This window comes from Parabacteroides sp. Marseille-P3160, from assembly GCF_900162725.1.
In the GTDB taxonomy this organism is placed as follows: Bacteria; Bacteroidota; Bacteroidia; order Bacteroidales; family Tannerellaceae; genus Marseille-P3160.
Map to the genome: position 1 here is coordinate 112,474 of NZ_LT799418.1, position 19,349 is coordinate 131,822.

Here is a 19,349-nt window from a genome sequence, read left to right on the forward strand (position 1 = left end):
TTGATAGACAAGACTCTATCCTTTTAAATAATGATGCCTCATACTTTAAAAAGCATTCTCTACTTTAAAGGCCCAGGCATATTCACAAGGCAAATCGTTCGGGAAAATATTCGTTACGTCAAGAGTCAACTTCCCACCGCTGAAATTAGCCCTGATCTTTTTGTCCGTTCCGAGTAATTTGACATTCTTTCCTTTTACGACTCCTTCGATTTGCAATTTCCTGTCGGGCCATTTGGTACAAAGGATATACAAATCATTCCCTTTCCGTGTAAAAGCGACTCCATCCTTGAGTGCAGGACTTTCCCGCCAAGCCGAAGTCCCGTAAATGGCCTCCCCGTTTACCTTGAGCCATTTACCGATATCGAGCAAACGTTCCTGCATCACAACCGGAATAAGTCCATCGGCATTAGGACCGATATTCAACAGCAAATTCCCGCCGTTGCTCACCTTGTCGATCAATAAATGGATCAATTGCCTGGAAGAAAGGTAATCTTTGGTCGTCTCGAAACGGTTATATCCGTAGGAACCACCGATTCCCCGGCTCTCTTCCCAGGGATGATCGGCCGCTTCACCGATTCCGACGGCATTATGTACCAAATCATATTCCGTGGTGTAATAACCACCGTGCAAACTACGGGTCTCTTTTCCCCAACGGTCATTGACGACCACCGTTTCCTTGACGGGTGATTCATTGTATAGCCAGGCGAGGAATTTTTCCGATTGAAGGGTCTTGCTGTCGTAATCCCATTCGCCGTCCGAAAAAATAATTTCAGGCTTATAAGTCGTAACCAACTCTTTCATCTGAGGAATCATCAGTTCCTCCACCCATCGGTTGATTGTTGATTTACTGTATAAAGGATGAGCCCATTCCAAAAGCGAATAATAATACCCCATCCTTAATCCTACAGCCCTGACAGAATCGGTCAATTCGCCCAATAAATCCCGGTGAGCGCCAATCTCCTTGCTATTCCACCTCGGAGCAAACCGGCTCGGCCACAGGCAAAAACCGTCATGATGCTTAGACGTTAGGACCACGTATTGGGCGCCGGCCTTCTTAAAAAGCGCCGCCCAATCTCCGGCATTAAAATATTCCGCCTTGAATTGAGGGGCAAAATCGGCGTAGGCAAAGTTTTCTCCAAAAAACTTTTTGTGATGCTCCACAAATTTTTGATTACCACTCAGCAAACGGCTTTCATAATGTTCTGAATACTTGGCGTATACATTCGCTTCATCCGTAGGGGCATAAGCCGGTACGGAATAAACGCCCCAATGGATAAAGATGCCGAACTTGGCATCCGTCCACCATTCGGGAACCGACCTTTTATCCAAAGAGTTCCAATCTGGCTGATATGACTGGGCTATACTTTGCCCCCCAGAAATAAGAAAGAAAAACGAGACCAATAAGATAACAAAGCGTTTCATAAAATAAGATTAATGTTCGACGTAATTTCCCTTTAAAGCTCTAAGATAACGATCTGTAAATATGCCAATTTATCAGCAAAACCGGGACTAAGGACCAGGAAATATCCGTAATCCCTTATAATTTATCTGTCATGACAAAGACGAGTTCGCCTCCTTTCATAATATCGCTATGTTTGATCCTGAAATCTTTGATAATATGCCCGTTCAGTTCGACCGAACTTACATATTTGTTGGCTTCAGATAGATTTTTTGCTTTTACAACGAATTGTTTTTGCCCAGGCAAGTGGATGGTCACCTGATCTGTTTGCGGAGCGCCGATGATGTATTCCCCGCCACAGGGATTCACCGGATAGAAGCCCATGGCTGAAAAGAGATACCATGCCGACATCTGGCCGCAATCGTCATTGCCGCATAGTCCGTCCGGCTTGGGAAGGTAAAAACGGTCGAAGATCTCCCTGATTAGCGATTGCGTTTTAGAGGGCTGCCCGGCATACATATACAAATAGGCAACATGGTGGCTCGGCTCGTTCCCGTGCGCGTATTGGCCGATCAGACCGGTTACATCACTTACAAACCCGCTATTCTTAGCCGTGGATTCGAGAAAGAAGAGGGAGTCCAGCTTGGTTGCAAACGCTTCCTTTCCTCCCATCAACCGGATCAGGCCTTCCACATCATGTTGTACATGCCAGGTATATTGCCAGGCATTGCCCTCCGTATAGTCTCCTCCCGCTGTACCGGCATGCGATAATAAGAACGTATTGAAAGGGGTCCGCCAATGACCTTTGGAATCTTTTCCTCTCATTAGCTTTGTTCCGGGATCAAAAAGATTCTTATAATAATTCGCCCGTTTCATAAAATAGGCATAATCTTCGTCCTTTCCCAGTTTCTTTGCCATCAAGGCGATGCAGTAATCATCATAAGCGGATTCGAGTGTCCTGGAAACAGATTCGACAGTGATGATATCAAAAGGATAATACCCATATTTATCATAAGTTGTCCAGTCGGAGTTCCGATGATTCTGTGTAGACGACATCTTTACAGCCCGGTAAGCTTCTTCCGCATCAAATCCGTTAAATCCTTTCAGAAAAGCATCGGCAATAACGGGAATCGAATGATTCCCAATCATACAATAGTTCTCCTTTCCGCATAAAGTCCAGATCGGAAGAAAGCCTTGGGCTTTATAGTGAGAAAGCATGCTTTGTATAAAGCCGTCCACCTTTTCGGGAGATAGGATGGTATAAAGCGGATGGGCTGCACGATAAGTATCCCAGAGGGAGAACGTGGAATAATAGGCTCCGGAAGGAGAAGTATATACCTTATCGTCTACTCCTCTATATTTTCCATCGATGTCGGCGATATTGTTCGGCTGAATATACAAATGATAGAGGGAAGTATAAAAATTCGTTTTCTGTTCGTTCGTTCCTTCCACATCGACTTTTGATAAAAGATTATTCCACGTTGAATAAGCTTCATCCTTTATCTTAGCAAAGTCCCAGCCTGAGTTCTCCTTTTTAAGCGCCATGGCCGCTCCTTCCTTACTAACGGAAGATAAGGCGATTTTCACCTGAAGGGTCCTACTTTTTTGAAGGTCAAACTCCAAAATAAATCTCTTGGCATGCTCTTGATTCGCCACAAGTTCTTCACGGAGAATTCGATAAGGAGCGTCAAATTCAATAGAATAAAAGACCTGCCGTTCAACCCAGGCTCTTGCCTTATAATGACCCGCAAGCTTTTGGTGATCGGTGGTATCGATCTCCGAATAAAGGATTTTCGGATCTCCGATCCCGCTTTGGGGTTCTATCAGCAGTCTGGCAGGAGCATTTCCCTTAAAAGTATATTTATGAAAAGCCGTTCGCTCGGTGGCGGTCAATTCCACATCCACATTGGAATCGGAAAGTTTCACGGCATAATATCCTGGAACGGCTTTTTCTGTCTCCTTAGAGAAAGAGCTTTTATAATTCGTGCCATCTCCGGTAAAGGGAAATAGTAGAATATCTCCCAGATCAGGGCATCCTGTCCCGTTGATATGTGTCTGTGCAAAACCCACGATCGAATCATCTTCATAGTTATAACCCGAACAATAACGCCAGCCGGAACGTCCTGTTTCAGGGCTTGCCTGTATCAATCCGAACGGAATAGTGGCTCCCGGAAAGGTGTGCCCGTTATCTGCACATCCGATAAAAGGATTTACGTACCTGCAGTAATCTTTTTCCCGATCTGTCCCTTCTGCCGCCGTATAAAAGTAAGAGGAGAATAATAGGGCCAATACAATCCATGTTTTTTTCATATTCAGTATGAATTTAAGATATTTGTTAATTCACTTTCTCCAGCAGAGCGAAAGCACACCACAGGTAGGGAGCTTGGCCATGATAGTCGCCGGTAATGCGGGGACGATCATAATAATATTGTTTATCGTTCTTTTTGCCGGTACCTACGCAAACTTCCGTGACGTCACCTTCCTCATTAATATAAGGAATCATGGCCAACCATGCTTTCCGGGCGGCAGGAGCATATTCCTCCGCATCCAGCCAGCCGTGCTTCACTCCCGTAATGAAAGCGTAGGTAAACATAGCCGACCCGGAAGTCTCCACCCACCAATCCGGTTCATCGATCAATTGGTTCCACATGCCATTCGGAGACTGGAAGCCCTTCAATGATTTCATCATCGATAGGTAACCTTCCAGGATACGAGGACGATCCTTATGATCCTTGGGTAAATAACGCAGCAGTTCCGTCATGCCGACCGCCATCCATCCATTTCCCCGTCCCCAATAATAGGGAACATCCGGTGCATGGTAAAAAAGTCCGTTCGGCTTTTGCAACTCATCTAAATAGAGCACCATCTCTTTAGCTGCCCTTTCGATATATTTCAAGTCTCCGGTCACTTGGTAAGCCAGTGCCTGAACAATGGTGATCATGTACATATCATCGATCCACAAACGCGTTTGCCAGGAAAAACCTTTTTCCGCCCAGGCTTTTTCTTCCGGCTTGGCATCTTCCGGCACTTCCCATTGCGTATCGGCATAAGGGAGCCCCAGCTCCAAATAGCGTTTATCTTTCATCACCTGATATAATTCCAGCGGAAGACATCCGAACATGTTCAGGTCGACATGATTTTTAATCGGTAAAAGCTGCTTTTCCGTGGAAAAGAAAGGTTCGAACTTCTTCCGTAGAAGTTGAATTAATTCCTTATCCCCGGCAATTTCTGCATATTTCAGCGCTCCGTACCAGGTACAGACTTCCGCATAATGAATCCATTTGCCCCCATATAGGAGATGTTTGCCAGAAATAAAATGACGTCCCAGCCGCGAACCAACTTCCTCCGGAGTAGAACCCTCCGGCATGTTTTCAAGTGAAGATAGTTGTGCATTGGCCGCGCCAATAATCAAGAGAAAAAATAGAATAAATACATACTTTTTCATAATCGCTGATTTAATAAACAATAGATGATGGTTCCAATAGTGTTCTTATTAGTTCATTATTGGGGCTGCCGTCATTATTAATCAATCCAAACTGATCACTTTTGTAATTCCAATTGGCTGACGCAATATTTAACTCCTCAAAAATGGATATTAAGTCCCGATACCATCTTAACCGATCCTTTTCCGGAGCGCCGGTTAAAACTCCATACTCTCCACAATATAATTGCAACCCCAGTTCTTTCGCTTTTGCGATGGGTTTAGCCATCATCTTTGTCATGATCTCCTTATCAAAAGGCCGATTCATAAACCTACGTACTTCATTTTTCTGTGATTCGGGGACAGCAATGAATTCTTCTTCTGAGAGGGCAATACCCGGATAATGAACCGGTCCGGAATAGTCTCGCAATCCAGTCCACGAAGCATGGTAATGGGTCAGAATAAACGGTTCATAAAAATGGAAACTTAAGATAATACGCTGGTCATCCGGCACTTTCAACGTATCGAATGTGTCAGCCGATTGCCAACGATTAGAGCCGATTACGATAAACCTTCCGGGTTCAACCTTGCGTAGGTCTGAGAAACACCGGGCGATCAATCTGTTCCAATCCTCCGGATCATCGGCAACCGCTTCATTCATCAGTTCATAAGCGACCATGGAATCAGGATAATGTTTTAATGCGGCAGAGAGGTCGAGCCAAAGATTACAGAATCGGTCTTGCTCTTTGGGGTCGGTCCATAAGGGCTTTTCTTTTGCGTTAAAATGATGCGATCGGAGGATATGCAGGTCGACAACGACCCGGAGATTATTTTTAATGCTCCAATCGATGCAATTAAACAGAAGACGAAAAGCATCTTCATGACGATTTCCCTTTTCATCCCACATTTGTTCCTCGTCAATAGGCAGGCGAACGTGTTGAAAACCCATGCCGGAAATAAATTCAATATCCTTCTCTTGAATAAATTCCCCACGATCTATTCCCCGGCGTTGACTTTGTGACAGCCAATGAGCCAAATTTGTTCCCTTCCCCAAAGTAAATTTAGGATAAGCCTCAGCTTGTGCATGGATAGAAAAGCTGTAAAATATCAGAAATAAGGCTAGAAAGATGTTTGTGAGCTTCATAATGATTGTTCTAAAAGATTCCCATAAAGATATTAATTTCTTTTGTTTCCAAAAACCAACTATGTTTATAACTTTCAATAATTCCGATGCTTCAACTCTCTAAAAATTTAAGCTAACAGTTTGTAAATATAGATTTATTCATCATATTATTATTTCTTTTAATCTAATAGATTTCATTTCATATTAAAAAAGTCTATTTCAATCCTTTCCGTATATACTTTTAAAGAATGAAAATTCAGCCGGTGCCAAATGTTCTCCTATATGGATTAACCCAAAACGGGGAACCCTATCCCAACGGGTTAGATATTGCGAATCGAAAGACGATATTTCAATCCTCTCCCAGTCTATGCCATTCATACTTTGATAAAAACTCAGGAAACATCCCCTTTCAACGTTTATCTTCAGATATATATTATTAGAAGAATACGAATGATTATAAAGGACGGATGATTCTCCATCTTTCACCGATTGTAATATCACATTATTGCCTGAAACACCCCATGCTATAAGATTTTTATCATCACCATACATCGTCAAGCCTTTAAAGCTTTCGTTTTTATTAATAACTTCTGTCTGATATGAATAATCCGACACTTGTGGACGCAAGCATAATGCCGTACCAAAAAGATTATTATTTATAGGAGTCCCGCTCAAAATTAATTTGTTATTTCCAACTATAATGTCAATATTGGCATATGGATAATTCCATGACCAATCCTTTTTCAGAACCGAATCCGTAAAATTATCCTTAAAACTTTCGGCAAACGTCTGTTCTGTTCCTTTATAGGGTATTGATTGCTTACGTAAAGCTATATTTCCGGTTTTGAAATGTAGCCAGTTATCATCACCTACAAATACTTCCTGCAAGATAGGCTGGCGTCCGGCATAGAAACCATCTCCTTTCAGATAGGCATGGCACATATAAAATAGGCGTCCCTCCTTAGTTGTAACAACCGTTCCGTGCCCACACGAAATATAATCACCTTCTCCCCCCTGTAACACAGGATTCTTCTCATACTTTTCATAAGGCCCTTTAAAATTCTTCGAACGGGCTACATATACATCATAATCGCTACGAGGGCCACAGCATCCATGCGCGGCATATATAATATAATAATAATCACCATATTTGAAATGACACTGTCCTTCCATTCCTATGCCTTCATTATCCTTTAACAAGGAAAAAGATTCTCCTTCCAAATGTAAGCCGTCGGCAGATAATTTACTACCCAGTAATTCAATAGGACGTTTGTCAAGCCCATATGCTTTCCATGTTATATACAATTCTCCTTTATCATCATATACAAATGCATCTATCGCTTCAGTTCCATACTCAACAATTGGCCCATGATCCATAAATTTGCTATCCGGAGAGTCAGCCGATGCCACTCCTATATAGGAGATACCGTCTGTTTTCCGGCGGGCTGTATAATAGCAAAAAACCTTATCATTATGATAAAACAATTCGGGCGCCCAAAAGGAGTTGGATGTCCATCCCGGCTGTTCGTTAAAAACAGCTCCGGTCTGTTTCCAGTTAACTAAATCCGTAGAGAGAAATATCGGATAAAAAGGCGCCCATTCAGAAGATGTTGCCGTGGCATAATATTTATTGCCGATTCGAATAATGGAAGGATCGGCCAAATCTCCTCGAATCACAGGATTTGTGAAATAATTTTGCTGTCCGTAAATAGCAAAAATGAAAAATACATTGAAAGTAGATAGTAAGAACAAGTTTCTCATGTTAATTGCATTTATATGGATTTAATATATCCTACCGGATTACGGGGCTTATTTAATATCTTATTTTTCGTTTGCAATTCTGCTAATGTTTCATTGATAAGCTCTATTTGCATTCGACTCTCTTCATTGATATCATTATAGTCGGCAAAGACCTCCTCAATGTATTCTTTTAATTCTTTCATTTGATCTTCCAAACGCCCGATTCTACCGACCAGAGGATTGGCTATAACTTGACGGATAGCCACAAAAGCACGCATTATATTAATATTTACCTGTACGGCAATATCGCTATTTAATACTCCGGAAAGCATCGCTAAGCCTTGCTCTGTGAAAGCATATGGAAGTTTGCGGGTGCCACCCCAGCTTGATGTTCCATTTTGGAATATCAAGTTTACTTTCAACTCATCAAATTCCTCTTTTGTAAGTTGGAACATGAAATCAGAGGGGAAACGTTTGATATTTCTCTGAACCGCTTTGTTTAGATTACTGGTTGTCACTAGATACAACTCCGCTAAATCTTTATCAAACATCACTTTCTGACCTCGTATTTCATAAATCTTGCTTTGGATTAACTGTAACTGGTCCATTTAGTATTTATATATAATATTCTTTTCCTCTGATATTTAGGAGACCCCAATCGATACAATTAAACAGAATATGAAAAGCATCTTCATGACGATTTACCTTTTCATCCCACATTTGTTCCTCGTCAATAGGTAAGCGAACGCGTTGAATACCCATGCCGAAAATAAATTTAATGTCCTTCTCTTGAATAAACTTCTCGCGATCTATTCCCCGGCGTTGACTTTATGACAGCTAATGAGCCAAATTAGTTTCTTCGACCAATATAATCCTGATTTTGGTATCGAGGACGATGGAATATATTGATTTAAATTATACTACATCACGGCAGCTGTTTCGCGCCAATAATCCTTTTCAAAAGTAATATCCATATCGTGTCATTTGATATGGTAAAAATAATACTATTTTTTAGTAATCCACAAAAAAGTGAATTTCCCAACAGAAAGAAAGCGCAACAAACTTGTTTTCGCCTTTTTTCTCAAAAGTGAATTATTCCTCGTTATTCCCTATTTTTCATATAAGTAGTTAATTCACCTTCTTTCATAATATTGCTATGCTTTATTTTTACATCTTTAATCACATAGCCCGCCCAGTTCAACCGAACTTACATACCTGTATGCGTCCTTAACTAAATATTGTCCAAGGCAATATTGCGGGCATGCCGGATAAAAAAGCTGATAGCTCTTAAGCATATGGGGGAAATGTCGCCCTTGTCGGGTAACCGAGTAAACACGAAGCTACTTCAACGGGAAAAAACAGGCACTCTATGCCCAAAAGCCTTAGAGTGCCAATTCAAATAATTAAAGCCCAGTAATGAGTTTATTTCACACTAACCACGATCATTATCGGAAAATGATCTGAAGGTGTACGAGCAACATATTTTTGCATAGATACTTCTTTTGGAAAATTTGCATTTTGTTCTCTTTGTGAATTTCCATCTGCTTCTGAACGATAAGTATCAGTTAGAATTCCGTACTTTTCCACCTCAAATTCTTTTGTCAGAAATAAATGATCAATACGGCTATCGGTCTTGCGATCTACATGGAAACCGTTAAATGTACCGTTTGTCGCATACCGGAAATCTGCGATCTGATATGAGTCTCGCATGATTCCGGAATTATCTAATAATAAGTAAGATTCATTATTCTGATCTACATTAAAATCACCGGTAAGAATCGTCGGCAATCTTTCAGGAAACTCTCTTATTTTTTTTAAGATAAGCTTGGCACTCTCTGTTCTTGCTTGTACTCCAATATGGTCCATGTGTAGATTAAAAAACAAAAAAGTAAATCCCGTTTCTCTATCACGGAATTTGCCCCAGGTACAAATACGCGGAAGAACAGCATCCCAGCCTTTATTCGGACGGTCCGTTATTGTTGATAACCAAAAATCGCCATGATCAAGCACTTCAAATTTACCAGTACGGTAGAATATCGCTGAATGTTCTCCGCCTTGTTTCCCATCATCACGTCCTACCCCGATATAATCATATCCCGGCATAGCTTTTTTTAGATCCTGCAGCTGATGAAACTTGCCTTCCTGAGTTCCCAAAATATCAAATCCATGAAATTGTATCAGTTGAGCAATATACGGATAACGTTGTCCCCAGCCATTTCCGGCAGTCGAATCTTCTTTATTCGCATACCGTAAATTGTAAGTTGCGACTACCATTGATTCTGCCTGTACAGCCAACAGGGAACAAAAAATAAACAGAAAAGAATAAAAGAACTTCTTCATATTACAATATTTGTTTAAAATTGATGGTAACGGAAACAACAGTCTCCGTTACTCATATAATAGATTATATTTACCAACCTGGATTTTGTTTCAGTTTAGGGTTTTTCTGAATTACGACTTCGGGTATAGGATATAAATATTGCCGGACTGGCCATTCACGGCCTACATAATTGTATTTCATCACATAACCACCACCATTAACAGCTTTTACATTTAATACATTTCCCTTGCTTGTACCTACATATACGCCGATAGATGAATATTTGGAATCACCAATTTTATCCGTATCATAAAAATAGGCATCATATGTATTATCCCCATCCATGTCCAGTGGTGTATTCAATGCTGGGATAAATACACCTTCCCACGGATCTTCCACCCATAGGTTGCAATAATTCCAGCGTTTCAAGTCAATCAACCGAAACCCTTCCAAGCATAATTCAATTTCTCTTTCGCGACGGATTTCCAAGATTTCAGGCTTGGTGATATTCGGATAATAAGTCGCAATATACGGTTCGATTGCCGTTGGTTTGGCCGACAACGTACCAGTCTGTGCCGTTCCGCCGGTAATGCCTGCCCGGTTACGCAGTCGCCCAATTGTCAATGCCCAATCGGCATCTGTCATAGTCCCCAATTCAGCCTTTGCCTCTGCATAGTTCAATAATACTTCTGCAAAACGCAGAATTGGGATATCATTGTCATTAGTCGCAGCATCATCATAAGAAACATCATCCATTACAAATTTAGTAAACTGATAGCCTGTTAATGTATGGCCTGTAAAGTTGGCGCTTGTTCTGACGTAAGTACTACTTGCGTCCTTACGCGTATAATCTGCCCCCCGGATCGTTTGGTTCAGACGCGTGTCACGATTGGTAGTTTCCTGTACAAAAGTCTTATAAGTTCCACCTTCATTCTTTTCATTGTATGGAGTTCCGTCGATATTCAAATAAGTTTTAGCAAATTTACGGCTCATACACAAATGAGGGCCGTAGGTAGATGAATTATAATACCAGTTTTGTTCTCCTAGCCCTAGCACTTTATCTGTAGCGATCGCCATCATGACCTCTGTCGTAACCGCATTATCAGCGATGAACAATTCCCTATAAGCCCCCCTTCCATTAGCATAGGTACCAGATAGATATAATTTGTACGGTCCCTTGTCGATTACTTCCTTAGCCGCATCTGCCGCTAATTGATACAATTCATCTGCGGAATAGTCGGTACAACCCGTACGGGCGATATCCAATTGGTCGTTTGCATGATATTTTCTCCAGGCTGCCTCAAATAAACAGACTCGTGATTTGAAAGCCATAGCTGTCCACTTGTTTACAAGAGTAGAATTAGTCGTTATATCGGATTCACTGATGTTTGCATAAGCATAATCCAAATCTTCAATAATATGGCCGATAATCATATCGCGGGAGTCTTGCGGATTATACAAATCCGGATCGTCTACATTATTAAAGACTTTATCAATCCAAGGCACCTCGCCGTAAGTCACCAGTTTATCAAAGTAGAAACGTGCTCTGAACAAGCGGGCAATGCCGTTGTAATTATTGCGGATTTTCTCGCTAAGCGTTTCATTCGTATTATTCTCTAAAAAGAAGTTGATATTTCTAAGGGCCCCCCACGACCAGCTAGTAGAAGAATTAGTTGTATAGGCTCCTACCTCCATACCGCTATTAGAGTTTTTCACTCCAAAATCAATGGTAATATTACGTTTAAACGCCTCGCTACGCGATGGCAATTCATTATAAAAAGAATAAGCATAAGTCTGTAGTCCTTTTTCAGAGCTAAAGACCATTGCCACTGAAGCAGAAGACTGAGGCTCTTCGTCCATATTACATCTAGTAAAAAGGATGCCAACGGCCAATAATATGTATATAAATATATTCTTTTTCATGCTGTACAAGCTTTATTAATTAAAATGTAACGTTAAGGCCTAAACTGATTGATTTCATCATCGGATAGTTATAGGCATCACCACTTCCTGTAGTCAAATCTTTATCAGATGTTCCGATATTGGAGACATTGATATCTTTTGTATATTTATACAAGGGAGACCAGGTTACCAAGTTCTCTCCTGATAGATAAATGCTGACATTTTCCAAATGTACTTTCTTAATCCATTCGGCAGGTAAGTTATAGCCAATCTGAATGTTTTTCAAACGAAGATAAGCCACATTCATCAAGTAACGTGTATTGGCATTGGCCGTACCTTTGTAAAATGGAGCATAGTAACCTGCGTAACGGGGCAGGAATGCACCTGGATTTTCTTCAGTCCAATAATTATTTAAGTGCCATGAAGGCATTTGATTATAAGGACGATTGTATTGACCCCAAAAAGTAGAGGCTTCATCGGATGGATACCAATCTTGTTTGCCGACGCCCTGGAAAAAGGAACTAAACCAGATATTATTCCAATCTGCCGATAATGTAAAACTATAGATGTAACGCGGTTCTTCATTACCAATAATGACACGGTCCCCCGGATCATCCACTGTATTACTTCCCCTGTCTATGTAACCGTTGCCGTTTAGATCCTCAAACTTGATATCGCCAGGATATAATTTATAAGTCTTAGAAGTCTGCATTAATGGGTTATAATATTTCTGCCCAACAGCAACAGCGCCTGCTTCGGCTGCATCAATTTCAGACTGAGTTTGCCATAATCCGTTAGATACGAATCCCCATAATTCACCTAAACGCATACCTTTGTAATAGTTATCGGCTAAAGATTGGTTACCGCTTGTGCTCAAAGAATAAGTCGAATTGTTAAATTTATCGATTACGGAATAATAATCGGCAAAAGTCCCTTTAATACTATAATTGAAGTTCTTCCCTGCTAATTTGAAGCGGTTACGCCATTCCATGGAAAGTTCATAACCGTAAGTTGACATATCTGCATAGTTGCCTTTTGGAGAGGAAGCTCCGAATACATCCGGAACGGTAGGGCCGGCGACAATCATATCCGTCGTTTTACGTACATAATAGTCACCCGTTACGCTTAAATGGTTATCAAAAAATCCTAAATCAGCACCCACATCATAAGTTTTAGATGTTTCCCAAGTCAAATCTTCAGGAAGTGCGGCAGGAGAAGACATGTAACGTTGCCTTAAACCATTCAGTATATAATTTGATGTAGACACGGATAATGTCTGTTTATACTGGTAGTTGCTTAAACCGGAAGCATTGCCTAATGCACCGTAAGACACACGGATTTTTGCGTTGGAAACAGCTTTGGGATCAACGTTCCACCAATGTTCCTGGGAGATACGCCAGCCGGCAGATGCGGAAGGAAAGAACGCCCAGCGTTCATTATCCGGGAAACGGGAAGAGCCATCATAACGGCCGTTTATCTCGAATAAATAGCGCTCATCAAAAGCGTAATTCAAACGGAAGAATGCTCCGCCAAACTGATATGCAGACCAAGAAGAGGTGATACTCTTATTATCAGTGCCCATCGCCAGATTAATGTTTTCCACATCGTCTGTCAATAAATCATCATTGTATGCATAAATCTGTTTGTAATTAGACTTTTCATAGTTCCAGCCAGCCATTGCTTTAAAATAATGCTTTTCATTAAAAGTATTTTCAAATTCGCTATACAAGTTCGTTGCGATATAGCGTGTATTGTCGGTTGTTTCTGCCAGATTCGAGTAAGTTCCTGTTATGTATTCAATTGTACTTGTTCCTTCTTCATTAACGGCTTTGGCGTAAGGAGAACGAACCTGCTTTTTCGTTTTTTCGTAAGAGGTCTTTTTGTAGGTAAAATCCCCGTTAATACGTAATTTGTCGTTCAGTAATTTTGCCGTAAAAGAAACGGTATTTTTAAACTCTTCGTTTTTGGTTGTGATACCACTCCGGCCATATAACAAATCACCTACGCTATATACGGAACTATAGGTCAATGTCCCGTCCGGATTGAACATAGGAGAAGACGGATGTCCCTCGTCGGCGATATTTCTCCAAATCACTCCAGAACCTTCTGAATAAGTGATCGGATTGTAATATTTATTATTGGCAAATTCAAAGTTATTATTGATTTTCAACCAAGGATTGACCTGGTATCCTCCTTTGAAACGCATGTTATATGTTTTGAATTTATCCGTTTGTTTATCACTATCAAACAAACCGTCATATGAATAGAAACGGCCAGAAAGATAATAATCAAATTTACCGTCCGAACCGGAAACGGACAGATTCTGGTTTTGGCTAAATACCTGGTTTTTATACATTAAGTCATAGTAGTCTGTCCCTTCAGGATAATAGACATAACGCCCCTTCGTCCCGATGGAACCGTCAGAAATTACCGTGCCGAATTCTCCTGCATCGTGGCGGCGTTTATATTCCTCCAACCAGGTTACTGAAAATTGTTGTGTCTTATTGATCCCTGAGGGATTAGAAAAATTATAATTATAATAAGATTTATAAAAATGTTCTGCCCATACGTAACCGTCAGATACAACGTCCGGCACGTTTTGCGGAGATTGCATAGAATAGTTGGAAGAATATGCTACTTTAGGTTTACCTGTTGCTGCATTTTTAGTTATAATTAATACCACGCCGAAAGGTGCACGCGCACCGTAAATAGCAGAAGCCGCTGCATCTTTTAACACCGAGACATTTTCTATATCATTAGGATTCAGCAAAGACGGATCACCTTCTACTCCGTCAATTAACACTAAGGCGTTGCCACCATTAATGGAACCAGCGCCACGAACATTAAAATCAGCCGTGCGACCAGGTTTACCGTCGGCTAATGAAATATTGAGGTTTGGAACTACACCTTCCATCATTTGGGTAACATTGGCTGCGGGACGACCTTTAAATACATCGCTACCTACCTGTTCCACCGCTCCCGTCAGGTTCACTTTCCTCTGGGAGCCGTAACCTACCACCACCACTTCGTCCAGTGATTGAAGATCCTCTTGTAAAACAACTTCGATATTCGTTTTTCCGGCTAAAGGAATTTCCTGGGAAATATATCCGATAAAAGAGACTTGTAATACTTCACCGGAAAGAATACTCAAACTAAATTTACCATCCACGTCGCTAATAGTCCCATTTGTTGTACCTTTCACTACGATATTGGCCCCGATAATAGGTTCACCATCCACCCCTTTTACTGTTCCGTTCACTTTTTTAGCGTTCTGTTGGGTCTGGAGTTGGATTGCTTCCGCTTGTTTTTTCTCTTTCATAATGACAATATGATTGCCATTCATTGTAAAAACGAACTCCTCAGATCCGAGAATTTGGGTAAGAACATCTTTTACTCTTTTGTTTCGGACAGACAATGAAACAGTCCGATTCATATCAACCTCATCGGCATCAATCCAGAAAGAGTAGCCAGTTTGTTCTTTAATCGAATGGATAACATCGTTCAGTGTCCCGTTCTTAATCTGAATAGACACTTTGGCATTCTGGGAATAACTATTCGCAGATACAGAAAAGAAACATGCAAAAAATAGGAGGACTGTGATTCTCATAATAGATAGAATTTTATTTTTGCATAGGGTTGGACATATCTGTCCTTTGCATGATGTTTTTTTATACATTTGCATTTGTTATTAAGGTTAATAATCTAATTTTTAGGTTGTAACTTTTGACTGAATCGGAAGATGCGTCACCATTTTCCGATTCTTTTTTAAATCAAGATCTTTTTCTCCATAGGCATTTTCGTTTTTAAGGTTAACAATTCTCTCTATTAATATACGTCTATCTTGTTTCCATTGATTCGATACTTGAATTTTCCGTCAGATGCCATGACATTGAAAACTTGTTCAATAGTTTCGTTATTTTTAAAGTCTCCGATAAAATGACGTTTCCTAATGGATTGGCTGTTGATCGTGACCTCTACGTTGAAATTCCGCTCCAATACCCGGATGATTTCCTCAAATGTTTCTCCGGTGAAAACCATCCGGTTCTGTAACCAGTCCGTGGCCCCGTCAATATTATTATTAACGATCATTTTCCCCGTTGCGGGATTATATAAGGCGATATCATTCGGTTTCAGGAGGGTGGAAGGGTAGGCATTCGCAGATAATTGCACCGATCCCTCCAGGAGGGCCACTTTGATGTTTTCATTGTCGGAATACGCATTTACGTTAAATTTCGTGCCCAGTACCCTGACCGACACCGCTCCGGCGTCAACGATGAAGGGAAGCGATTTGTTTTGGGCGACCTCCAGATAGGCTTCACCGATAAGGCGGATCCGGCGCTCCTTCTTTCCGAATTTCGGATCGAAGGAAAGGCTTGTCCCCGCATTCAGCCATATTTTTGTCCCGTCTTCCAAAGTCAACTGCGTTCTGGAGCCATTTGGAACGACAATATCGGAGATCAGTACCCGTTCCTTTTCCCGGGGTGTAAAATAAGAATAAGCGAAATAGCAGAGGAAAGCAAAAGGGAGCAGTACGGCAGCATATAGCAAACTACGCCCCAAGAAGCGTTGCTTCGAACGGGTACGTTTCCTGAAGAGCCGGTAGGCTTCCTCTTTATCGAATATCTTTCCCGATTCGAGTATGCGGAGAGAGTCCCACGTCTGTTTCATCTCTTCGTAATACATAAAGTTCTCTTCCGACGCCGCAATCCAGGCATCCAATTCCTGTTTTGATTCGCCGGAAAGGTTTCCTGTCAACGAATCAATAATGAGGACGGTCCAATAGTCCTTATTTGGTATCGAGTGCATCATCCTTTTTACTCTTTCTATCCATTAGACAGTTGAAAACAAAAAGAGGGTAAATGAAAGATCGTTTTTTTGAGAGATAAATTAAAACGCAGGTAGACTCTTTCCAAGTAGCCGGTATATCAATTGGTTACAAACAGTAGGAGCCTTTGGGTGTTTGATGGCAATGAAACACGTGTTTGACGGCTGTCGAACACGTGTTTCACAGCCGTAGAACACGTGTTCGACAGCCGTCAAACACTAAACTGTCTAGTTTAATGATTTTAGTTGACTACATTTTCTCTAACTTATAAGTTAGGTTGACTTGTTTATTATTTAGTTATAAATCACATTGACTCATTTTGTAGCCGGTGAAAGAAGCGGGTAGCACCAATGGCAAGTCATTGGGCTAAAAGGTAATCAGAGAATAAAAATAAAAAAGAGGATGCCTATAAAATAATCCCTTAGTTCTTCCCTCAGGCGGGAGAGCGCTTGTTTGATATGATACTTCACCGTATCGACGGAGACGCCGGACTTCTCCGCGATCTCTTGGTATTTAAGGCCGGAAAAGCGGCTCAATTCAAAAATTTCACGGGTGAACCCAGGTAATTTCTCAAGGCTCTCACTAATTCTCAGATCCAGTTCCTTTTCGATCAGGCGGGCTAGCGGATTCGCGGAATCCTCTTCGGAAGCCGTTTGTCTTTCTTCCCATTCCCGCCCGGCCTGCTCTTTCAGGTTTTCCCGGTTCCGCATCTCTTCCTGATAATTCAGGAAGCGGTTTTTGACTGCTTTTAGCAAGTAGCTCCGGATAGACTGGCTGATCTGTAGATCTTCCCTTTTTTGCCAGAGATTGAAGAATACATCACTCACGATTGTCTCAGCCGCAAACCGATCCTTTACATATTGATAGGCGAAAAGACAGAGGGCGGAATAATGGAGGTCGAAAAGCTTTTTATAAGCACTCTCCTTTCCTTCTCTTAACTGATTCGACAGATACTCTTCATCCGCATTCATGGCTCAACGGTTTAGGACAAAATTGGCTTTCGTGATTTTCATATTCTTGTACGCTTCCAAATGTAGCGATAGCAAATTAATAAAAAAAGAGGAACCCTTTAAAAAAGAGTCCCTCTTCGCAAAATCTATCTATGAGAGTTTTTTATAAGATGCCTTGCGCCATCATGGCTTTGGCAACCTTCATGAAGCCGGCCACGTTGGCCCCCTTGACGTAGTTCACGTAACCGTCGCTCTGCGTACCGTATTTCGTGCATTGTTCGTGGATAGACCGCATGATGCCTTTCAGCTTCTCGTCTACCTCCTCACGGCTCCAGCTCAGCTTCATGGCGTTTTGCGTCATTTCGAGGCCGGAAACCGAAACGCCACCTGCATTGGCGGCTTTTCCCGGAGCGTAAAGGATTTTGGCCTTCAGGAATTCATCGATCGCTTCCGGAGTCGAGGGCATGTTCGCTCCCTCGGAGACGGCTATACAGCCGTTGGCCAACAATGTCTTTGCATCGTCGCCATTCAGTTCGTTTTGTGTTGCGCTGGGAAGGGCGATATCGCATTTTTCACCCCAAGGACGTCCTCCTTCTACATATTTACATCCGTAGTGTTCCGCATATTCACGGATACGGCCTCGATAAAGATTTTTAAGATCCATGATATATTGCAGCTTTTCGCTGTCGATGCCTTCCGAATCATAGATATATCCGTTGGAATCGGAAAGGGTGACCACTTTGGCACCTAATTCGATCAATTTTTCAACGGTATATTGAGCCACATTGCCGGAACCGGAAACGGCGACCACTTTTCCTTTGATATCAATGTTCCGTGTTTCCAACATCTGCAAGAGGAAATAGACATTTCCGTAGCCGGTTGCTTCCGGGCGGATCAAGGAGCCTCCGAACTCGATACCTTTACCGGTGAGGGTTCCTGTGTTCTCACGGGCCAACTTCTTGTACATGCCATAGAGGAAACTGACTTCACGTCCTCCTACGCCGATATCACCTGCCGGCACGTCGGTCTCCGGGCCGATATGACGCCACAATTCCAGCATGAAAGCCTGGCAGAAACGCATGATTTCAGCATTGGATTTTCCTTTGGGGTTAAAGTCCGAGCCTCCCTTGCCTCCTCCCATCGGAAGGGTGGTCAAGGCATTTTTAAAGGTCTGTTCGAAAGCGAGGAATTTAAGAATCGATAAATTTACCGAGGCATGAAAACGAATACCGCCTTTGTACGGACCGATGGCATTGTTATGCTGGATACGATAGCCCATATTGGTATGGACTTGCCCCTTGTCATCCGTCCAAGTGACGCGGAAAGAAAAAATCCGATCGGAAATGCAAAGGCGTTCGATCAGATTGGCTTTTTCAAACTCGGGATGCTCATTATATGCTTCCTCGATGGTGGGTAGCACTTCCGCTACCGCTTGATGATACTCCGGTTCATTAGGGAACCGTCTTTTTAAAAGGTCTAAAATTTCATTTGCCTTCATAAAGGGTTTGTTTTGATTATAGAATGTTCTTTGTATTACCGCTAATACATGAAAGAGGTGCAAAGTTAAACAGTTTGAAATATAAAACAAAGCATTTGTAATAATTCGACATAAAAAAGGACGGAAAAGTACAGAAAAGCTTCTCCGCCCTATCGAGGTGCGATCTTTTTC

Annotated in this window: 12 protein-coding genes; all 12 read right to left on the minus strand. The window is 41.7% G+C overall.

The window, feature by feature from the left end:
- Positions 1-45: 45 nt before the first annotated feature.
- Positions 46-1,422 carry an alpha-L-fucosidase gene (locus tag BQ8014_RS00500; RefSeq protein WP_080902634.1) on the minus strand — a complete coding sequence of 459 codons (1,377 nt, stop codon included), beginning with the start codon at positions 1,420-1,422 and terminating at the stop codon, positions 46-48.
- Positions 1,423-1,537: 115 nt separating this feature from the next.
- Positions 1,538-3,709, minus strand: a complete 2,172-nt coding sequence (locus BQ8014_RS00505; RefSeq protein ID WP_080902635.1) for a GH92 family glycosyl hydrolase — start codon at positions 3,707-3,709, stop codon at positions 1,538-1,540.
- 25 nt (positions 3,710-3,734) lie between these two features.
- Positions 3,735-4,844, minus strand: coding sequence for a glycoside hydrolase family 88/105 protein (locus tag BQ8014_RS00510; RefSeq protein ID WP_080902636.1), 1,110 nt, complete (start codon positions 4,842-4,844; stop codon positions 3,735-3,737).
- A gap of 10 nt (positions 4,845-4,854) precedes the next feature.
- Positions 4,855-5,964 (minus strand): glycoside hydrolase family 5 protein, encoded by a 1,110-nt coding sequence (locus BQ8014_RS00515; protein ID WP_080902637.1) that lies wholly within the window; start codon positions 5,962-5,964, stop codon positions 4,855-4,857.
- A 198-nt stretch (positions 5,965-6,162) separates the two neighbouring features.
- Positions 6,163-7,704 carry a family 43 glycosylhydrolase gene (locus BQ8014_RS00520; RefSeq protein ID WP_080902638.1) on the minus strand — a complete coding sequence of 514 codons (1,542 nt, stop codon included), beginning with the start codon at positions 7,702-7,704 and terminating at the stop codon, positions 6,163-6,165.
- An 11-nt stretch (positions 7,705-7,715) separates the two neighbouring features.
- Complete coding sequence (locus BQ8014_RS00525) at positions 7,716-8,291, minus strand: ORF6N domain-containing protein (protein ID WP_080902639.1); 576 nt, start codon at positions 8,289-8,291, stop codon at positions 7,716-7,718.
- Positions 8,292-9,105: 814 nt separating this feature from the next.
- The gene (locus BQ8014_RS00530) at positions 9,106-10,023 is read right to left on the minus strand and encodes an endonuclease/exonuclease/phosphatase family protein (RefSeq protein WP_080902640.1); all 918 of its coding nucleotides are present in this window, start codon (positions 10,021-10,023) and stop codon (positions 9,106-9,108) included.
- Between the two features lie 70 nt (positions 10,024-10,093).
- Complete coding sequence (locus BQ8014_RS00535) at positions 10,094-11,926, minus strand: RagB/SusD family nutrient uptake outer membrane protein (RefSeq protein WP_080902641.1); 1,833 nt, start codon at positions 11,924-11,926, stop codon at positions 10,094-10,096.
- 19 nt (positions 11,927-11,945) lie between these two features.
- Positions 11,946-15,512, minus strand: coding sequence for a TonB-dependent receptor (locus tag BQ8014_RS00540; protein WP_080902642.1), 3,567 nt, complete (start codon positions 15,510-15,512; stop codon positions 11,946-11,948).
- A gap of 218 nt (positions 15,513-15,730) precedes the next feature.
- On the minus strand, positions 15,731-16,714 hold the full coding sequence (locus tag BQ8014_RS00545) for a FecR family protein (protein WP_080902643.1): 984 nt from the start codon (positions 16,712-16,714) through the stop codon (positions 15,731-15,733).
- A gap of 393 nt (positions 16,715-17,107) precedes the next feature.
- The gene (locus BQ8014_RS00550) at positions 17,108-17,701 is read right to left on the minus strand and encodes an RNA polymerase sigma-70 factor (protein ID WP_080902644.1); all 594 of its coding nucleotides are present in this window, start codon (positions 17,699-17,701) and stop codon (positions 17,108-17,110) included.
- A 142-nt stretch (positions 17,702-17,843) separates the two neighbouring features.
- The gene (locus BQ8014_RS00555) at positions 17,844-19,178 is read right to left on the minus strand and encodes an NADP-specific glutamate dehydrogenase (RefSeq protein ID WP_080905733.1); all 1,335 of its coding nucleotides are present in this window, start codon (positions 19,176-19,178) and stop codon (positions 17,844-17,846) included.
- Positions 19,179-19,349: the final 171 nt, after the last annotated feature.